Here is a 6,759-nt window from a genome sequence, read left to right on the forward strand (position 1 = left end):
AGCAGTGCTTTACCCCTACGAAAAATCTATATGTATCAAGATTTTCGTGAAATGGTATCAGGAGTCAGAATGGGCTAAACCTTAGCTATCCGCTAACAGAAATGTTTTCTGTATGACTGGCGTTGCTTCGTAGCGTTAGCGAGTCTTCTCTGAAGGGGAGACGCCAAGGGCGAACGAACGTCGCGTCTTTATTCTGACTCCTGAATTCTGACTCCTGAATTCTGACTCAATTATCTAAAATTACTATGATTGGACAAACGATTCTGTCGCCGATGTTTTACCCAAAAGTTATTTCTAAAGAAGTTGACTCTACCTTGTTCATGATCTGCTCCTGAGTCTGCAAGATTTTGTCTCTTTCTTCTCCAGTGATCGAGGGAGTAAATATTAAAGCTACTACCTGCAAGCAAAATAAACAGCACAATCCCGTAAGAAAGCATAGAAGTAGCTGCACCCCAGTTTTGTATTGATGTCACTCCCAACTTTAGAATGATCATCAAGGCAAAGGTGACAATTAAAGCGCTTCTGGTTGCTAACCCAAGTGTGATTAACACGCCGACAATTAACTCTACAGGGGGCACTAAGTAAGAATTGATTCTCACCAGAAATTCTGGAAAATAAGAATTTGCTAGTTCTTTGACAGTATCTTCAGCGAATCCAGGGATGTTAAAAATGCGAGTGAATCCGTGATTAAAATAATTCACACCAATGAGAATTCGCAGCAACAAATAGGCGATCGCAACATCCTTTGATTTGAGACTAATGTAGTTTCTATTTTCATTCATTGCCTGAACTCCAACTATGGTAAGCCGACTGTAATTGATTTCAATTGCAGAAATTGGGAAGCACTTAGCGGTTTTGAGGGCTAAGTTCTTTCATAGACAGAATTAAGCGAACTGAGCGATCGCGCAATAAGTAAGTGTGAAACCAAGTAAGTAATACTAGCAAACGACTGCGATAGCCAGGAAGATATACTAAATGAACTCCTAGCCACATCAGCCAAGCCAAGCATCCTGTAAAGGCAAATGCGCCAATTTTTCCCACACCTGAATAACAGCCAATAATCGCTAATCTTCCCTTGTTAAAATAGCTAAAAGGCTCTGGTGCTTTACCTCGGAATTGCCGTTGAATATTTCGAGCGACAGCAACACCCTGCTGAAGTGCTTCTGGTGCAACCCCAGTTAATGGTTTACCGTTCTGTTCCATATATGCCAGATCCCCAATGGCATAAATATTGGGTTGCTCTAGCAGTTGTAGGGTGGGATGAACAACTAACTTTCCCTTCTTTGCTGAAGATACCTCCTCAGATGTTGTGGGATAATTCGCCTCTAACCCCGCAGTCCAAATGACGGTTGCAGTGGGAATTACCTCATCGTTTTGCAGATGTAAAGATTCAAAAGTGACTCTAGTCACTTTTGTTTGTAGATAAACTTCTACTCCTAGTTGATGTAATCGTTTGTGGGTGTAAGCTCCCAACTTCTTTGGCAAATCGCCCAATAAGCGATCGCCAGATTGGACGAGAATCAACCTCACTTGCTGCCAAAGTGTCGGATAATCTCGGCGCAAGTGGCCTCGAAGCATTTCAACGAAAGCACCTACAACCTCAACACCCGTCGCCCCACCACCGACGATGGTAAATGTCAGCAGTTGTTGGCGTCGTGATGAATCAGATTCCTGGATAGCTCCTTCAAAACAAGAGAATATGTGATTTCGGATTGCTATTGCTTCTTCTAATGTTCTCATCGAGAAAGCATATTCTAAAGCTCCAGGAACTCCTAAAAACTGGGTTTGGCTGCCAGTTGCAAGTACAAGAAAGTCATAAGTAATTGAACAACTATCTGTTTCAACAGTTTGCCCCGAAAAATCAATTTGCTCAACCTCAGCCATCAAAAACTGAACCTTAGACTTATTCCGCAAGAAAGAGAATCGCCGTAATATCGTGCGGATAGGGTAAGCAATGTATTCAGGTTCTAATTGACCTGTGGCAACCTGATACAACAACGGGACAAAGGTGTGATAGTTGTTGCGATCGATTAATAATACATCTGCACCAGAATTAGCTAAAGATTGGGCAGCTTGCAACCCACCGAATCCAGCGCCAACAATGACAACGCGGCGACTGTTCATCCTTCCCCTCTTGATTTAGCTAGTCGGTCAAGTTATTAACTGTCAATATATTGATAACAAATTATCGATAGTGTCATCAGTACTTAGAGCAACGTTATTTTGCCAGACCTCTCCCTGTCTTGAACTAAAGCTCAAGTCTGTCCCTCTCCGAGTCGGAGAGGGAAAGGTTTTGCGTAGTAAAACCAAGGAGAGGTGTTTTAATATGACCAATCACACCCACCCATTTACAGCGTTGCTGCAAGTTCTTGCAAGCGATCGCGTCCATCGCGGAAAACAGGCCATCCATCTCCCACCAGCACTGCTTCTACCCGACTCAATTGAGCCAACCTCTGCACAGAAGCAACAGCCTCCTCTCGATTCAGAAGTTTGTCATCTGGTAAAATCGTCAAGCTACCTGCTTTCCGTGCCCGAACTAAATCCCCTGTAATTAAAGTTGTCTCCTCCAGTAACAAAGCCAATTCACCAGGAGTTTTAGAACCGTGGAGTTCAATTACCTCCAGTCCTGGGACAAATTCTTCACCATCAGACAGCCAGCGATCGCAATGTATGGGAAAAGTGTCTTTTTCTGCCAGAGGGCCGGCTATCTTAGCGTATGTTTGATCGGCAATTTCTTTACTTGCCCTGATATGCTCAGAATTTGTCAGCACAATCCAAACCACACCACCGAGGGATTTCAGATGATTCCAATCATGGTTTGATAGGGCTACTGGGTCAATCAAGATGTTGCCATCTGGGCGAATCCAGGCAATCCCATTGAAATCAATATTTCTTGCCGGATTGAAATTAGACCAGCTATAGAGATCGGGACGGTGCAAAGATTTCATGATGATTCTGGATCAGTACTTCAATAATTGACTATTAATCTCAATAATTCAGTATATAGATAATAAGGTTCTATTCCCCCTGGATCTGGAATTTGAGTATACTACGATAAATCTATCGATATTATGGATTCTATCGGGTTTACAGAAATTTCCGCATAACTGCAATACGGAGGTATAGGGGTGAGTGAGATTGTGCGCCAAAAAATATCAGCGAAGGCAGAACAGTTTACAGAGTCGGTGATTCGAGAAATGACGCGGGTGGCACTGCAACATGATGCAGTGAATTTGGCGCAGGGATTCCCCGATTTTCCCTGTCCCTTGGAGTTGAAACAGGCAGCTTATGAGGCAATACAGGCAGATGTTAATCAGTATGCCATTACTTGGGGCGATCGCCCGTTTCGTCATGCGATCGCCAAAAAAGTCCGCTGGTATCTCGGCTTAGATATCGATCCCGAAACCCAAATTACCGTTACCTGTGGTTCCACAGAAGCAATGGCATCTGTGATGCTAGCAACAGTTAATCCCGGTGACGAAGTAATTGTATTTGAGCCGTATTACGAAAATTATGGCCCCGATGCGATTTTAGCTGGTGCTATACCCCGCTACGTGACACTGCATCCCCCCCATTGGACATTTGATGAATCACAGTTACGTCAAGCTTTCAATGCCAATACCAAAGCTATTATTATCAATACACCCCACAACCCCACAGGTAAAGTCTTCACCAGTGAAGAACTCACCCTAATTGCTGAACTTTGTCAAAAGTGGGATGTGTTAGCGTTCACAGATGAAATCTACGAACATATTCTCTATGACGGCACTCAACATATTGCCCTAGCAACCCTTCCCGGAATGGAAGAACGCACCGTTACTATTAACGGTTTATCCAAAACTTATAGCGTCACCGGATGGCGAGTCGGCTACATTTTGGCAAACCCAGAATTGACAGGAGCTATTCGCAAAGTTCATGATTTTCTCACCGTTGGCGCACCTGCACCATTACAACGAGCCGGAGTTGCCGCCATGCAACTGCCACCATCCTATTATGAAGAACTAGCCAAACTTTATCAGCAGAAGCGAGATAGCATTTTACAAATTCTAGATCAAGTTGGCATTCCCTATTTCGTTCCCAAGGGAGCTTATTACGTTCTTGCAGATATTTCCAAATTTGGCTACAAAACAGATGTTGAATTCACTTACCATCTAATTAAAAATATTGGTGTGGCCGTAGTTCCTAGTTCCAGCTTTTTCAGCGAACCAGAAAAAGGACATTCATTGATCAGATTTTGTTTTAGCAAAAGACCTGAGACTTTAAAAATAGCTAGCGATCGCTTACTCAAATTGCAATCAAATCTACAACCGACATCCTAAGATTTATTTATTCTCTTATCTTCCCAAATAGTGGAAAGCGAAGATGATAAATAAATGATTTTATAAATTATTTAGGACTGCTATATGGCTACTTACAGTAACATTTTACAAGCAATTGGTAAAACTCCATTAGTCAGACTAAACAAAATTACCGAAGACATTCACTCAAGTATTTATGCCAAAGTAGAATATCTCAATCCTGGCGGGAGTACCAAAGATAGAATTGCCCTCACGATGATTGAAGCCGCAGAAAAAACAGGTCAACTGCAACCAGGCGGCACGATTATTGAAGCTACCGCAGGTAATACTGGTGTGGGACTGGCGTTAATTGCAGCAGTAAAAAAGTATCGCTGTATTTTCGTCATGCCTGATAAAATGAGCCAGGATAAAATCAACCTACTCAAAGCTTATGGTGCAGAAGTAGTTGTTACTCCCACATCTGTACCGCCTGACTCGCCAGAAAGTTATAACGGTGTAGCGGAAAGACTCGCCAAAGAAATACCAGGAGCCTATAGACCAAATCAATTTGAAAACCCGAATAATCCTTTAGCACATTACTTAACTACAGGCCCAGAAATCTGGTCAGATAGTAATGGCAAAATTGATGTTTTTGTTGCGGGTATGGGTACAGGTGGTACAATTTCAGGAGTTGCTAAATATCTGAAAGAGCAAAATCCAAATATAGTAATTGTTGGTGCAGATCCAGAGGGTTCAATTCTTTCTGGTGACACCCCAAAATCTTACAAAGTTGAGGGAATTGGTGAAGACTTTATTCCCAAAACATTTAATCGTCAATTAGTTGATGAAATGGTTCGGGTTAGCGATAAAGAATCTTTTAATATGGCTCGTCGTTTAGCACGAGAAGAAGGTTTATTGGTAGGAGGTTCTTGTGGTACAGCAGTAGCCGCAGCGCTCAAGTATGCAGCCAGATTAACAGAGCCGAAGTATATTGTAACCCTATTACCAGATACGGGAAGAAACTACATTAATAAAATCTACTCCGATGCCTGGATGCAGGAAAATGGTTTTTGGGAAGGTACAACAGTAAAAAGTATCAAAGTTGGTGAAATTCTTGCTCAAAAAACAGATTTTCCTTCTCTAGTTGCTGTCAGTCCTCGTGATACCTTGAGTAAAGCCACAAACTACCTACAAAAGCTGAATATTTCACAGCTACCTGTGATTGATAATAAGCATGTAGTAGGAAGCGTCAATGAAGCCTCTTTAATGAAATTTCTCCATGATGGCATCAACTTTTCTAATCAGGAAGTTTCGGCAGTTATGGGTAAACCACTGCCGATTCTCGATGAAGAAGTAGATATTTCTGAAGCTTATCGAGTGCTGTTATCAGGAAGCACTGGCATTATTATTAAGCGGCATGATGTTCCTATTGGCTTAATTACCAGAGCCGATTTAATTAGATATTGGATTAGCCAAAACCAAGAATAATCAAGGAAAAATTATGGAATTTGAGACTAGAGCAATTCATGAAGGTCAGCAATCAGACCCACAAACGGGCGCTGTTATTGTTCCCATTTATTTGACTTCTACTTATGAACAAGAAGCCATAGGTAAACATAAAGGATATGAATATTCTCGCACGGGAAACCCCACGCGCACAGCTTTAGAAGAAGCTTTAGCCTCTATTGAAAACGGGAAATTTGGTTTGGCATTTGCCTCTGGCTTGGCTGCAACTACAACTGTATTAAGTCTACTCAAAAACGGTGATCATATTGTTGCTGGTGATGATTTATATGGTGGGACTTATCGTTTGTTAGAAAAGGTTGTAAAAAATTGGGGTGTTACAACTAGCTATGTAGATATTGATAACATCGCTGATTTTGAAACTGCCATTCAACCAAATACTAAGCTGATTTGGATTGAAACCCCTACTAACCCTCTGTTAAAAATTATTGATATTGCCGCACTAGCAAATATTGCCCGTAGAAATAATATCATCTTAGTCGTTGACAATACTTTTGCTAGTCCTTATTTTCAAACGCCGTTAGATTTAGGTGCTGATATTGTAGTTCACAGCACTACCAAATATCTAGGTGGACACAGTGATATTATTGGTGGCGCAGTTATCACATCTAACGAGCAACTATACACCGAACTGAAGTTTTATCAAAATGCGATCGGGGCAATTCCTAGTCCTTTTGATAGCTGGTTAGTGCTGCGAGGAATTAAAACTCTGGCTGTGAGAATGCGAGAACATGAAAAAAACGCTTTATTTTTAGCTGAATTTTTAGAAAAGCATCCCAAAATTGAGCGCATTTATTATCCAGGGTTATCCAGTCATGAACAACATAAATTAGCAAAAGAGCAAATGTCTGGCTTTGGGGGGATGATTAGTTTGGAATTAAAAGGTGGTTTTGTTGAGGTTGAAAGATTCGCTTCTCGACTCAAGTTATTTTTGCTGGCTGAAAGTTTGGGTGGTGTG

At 41.6% G+C, this 6,759-nt stretch carries 6 protein-coding genes; 3 read left to right on the plus strand and 3 right to left on the minus strand.

Annotated features, from left to right (window positions below):
• Positions 1 to 230 precede the first annotated feature (230 nt).
• The 3 genes from RRG12_RS40415 to RRG12_RS40425 all read right to left on the minus strand — a co-directional run bounded on the left by RRG12_RS40415 (position 231) and on the right by RRG12_RS40425 (position 2,948).
• Positions 231 to 782, minus strand: coding sequence for a DoxX family protein (locus RRG12_RS40415; protein WP_069072535.1), 552 nt, complete (start codon positions 780 to 782; stop codon positions 231 to 233).
• A 64-nt stretch (positions 783 to 846) separates the two neighbouring features.
• Positions 847 to 2,124, minus strand: a complete 1,278-nt coding sequence (locus tag RRG12_RS40420) for an NAD(P)/FAD-dependent oxidoreductase (RefSeq protein ID WP_420763075.1) — start codon at positions 2,122 to 2,124, stop codon at positions 847 to 849.
• 224 nt (positions 2,125 to 2,348) lie between these two features.
• The gene (locus RRG12_RS40425) at positions 2,349 to 2,948 is read right to left on the minus strand and encodes an MBL fold metallo-hydrolase (RefSeq protein ID WP_069072532.1); all 600 of its coding nucleotides are present in this window, start codon (positions 2,946 to 2,948) and stop codon (positions 2,349 to 2,351) included.
• A 180-nt stretch (positions 2,949 to 3,128) separates the two neighbouring features.
• On the opposite strand from RRG12_RS40425, the gene RRG12_RS40430 reads away from it, so the two are divergent.
• The 3 genes from RRG12_RS40430 to RRG12_RS40440 all read left to right on the plus strand — a co-directional run.
• Positions 3,129 to 4,319 carry a pyridoxal phosphate-dependent aminotransferase gene (locus RRG12_RS40430; RefSeq protein ID WP_420763076.1) on the plus strand — a complete coding sequence of 397 codons (1,191 nt, stop codon included), beginning with the start codon at positions 3,129 to 3,131 and terminating at the stop codon, positions 4,317 to 4,319.
• Positions 4,320 to 4,403: 84 nt separating this feature from the next.
• A complete protein-coding gene (locus RRG12_RS40435; protein WP_420763077.1) occupies positions 4,404 to 5,765 on the plus strand; it encodes a cystathionine beta-synthase in 1,362 nt (453 codons plus the stop codon).
• 13 nt (positions 5,766 to 5,778) lie between these two features.
• Positions 5,779 to 6,759 (plus strand): trans-sulfuration enzyme family protein (locus RRG12_RS40440; RefSeq protein WP_420763078.1); only part of this gene is annotated, 981 nt, incomplete at its 3' end.

The sequence above is a fragment of the Nostoc sp. CALU 546 genome (assembly GCF_048836525.1).